Origin of the sequence: Halalkalicoccus sp. CG83 (assembly GCF_037081715.1) — an archaeon.
GTDB lineage: Archaea > Halobacteriota > Halobacteria > Halobacteriales > Halalkalicoccaceae > Halalkalicoccus > Halalkalicoccus ordinarius.
Map to the genome: position 1 here is coordinate 1 of NZ_JAZDDH010000005.1, position 722 is coordinate 722.

General features: G+C 62.3%; 1 protein-coding gene. It reads left to right on the forward strand.

What is annotated here, in order from left to right:
• Positions 1-722: Fe-S cluster assembly protein SufB (gene sufB / locus V0Z78_RS18915; protein ID WP_336346243.1), on the forward strand; the 722-nt coding region annotated here is incomplete at both ends.

Below are 722 nucleotides of genomic sequence, written 5' to 3' on the forward strand. Positions count from 1 at the left end.
ACCCAGCTCGACGTCGGCGAGATCATCCCCTACATCCGCCCCGACGTCGAGGGCCGCGACGCCGTCGACTCCTGGGAGGACGTCCCCGACGACATCAAGGACACCTTCGAAAAACTCGGCATCCCAGAAGCCGAACGAGAGTCCCTCTCCGGCGTCGGCGCCCAGTACGAGAGCGAGGTCGTCTACCAGAACATGCAGGAACAGTGGCAAGAAAAAGGGGTGATCTTCATGAACATGGACGAGGCCGTCCAGAAACACCCCGAGATCGTGAAAGAACACTTCATGACTCGGTGTGTCCCCCCCAGCGACAACAAGTTCGCCGCCCTCCACGGCGCCGTCTGGTCCGGCGGCAGCTTCGTCTACGTTCCCGAGGACGTCACCGTCGAGATGCCCGTCCAGGCCTACTTCCGGATGAACAGCGAGGGAATGGGCCAGTTCGAACACACCCTGATCGTCGCCGAGAAGGGCAGCGAGGTCCACTACATCGAAGGCTGTAGCGCCCCCAAGTACGGCACCCACAACCTCCACTCCGGCGGCGTGGAAGTGTTCGTCGGCGAGGACGCTCACGTCCAGTACTCGACGGTGCAGAACTGGTCGAAGAACACGTTCAACCTGAACACCAAGCGCGCGATCGCCGAGAAGGGCGGGCGCATGGAGTGGGTGAGCGGTTCGATGGGCTCGAAGGCCACGATGCTCTACCCCTGTACCATTCTGAAGGGGCG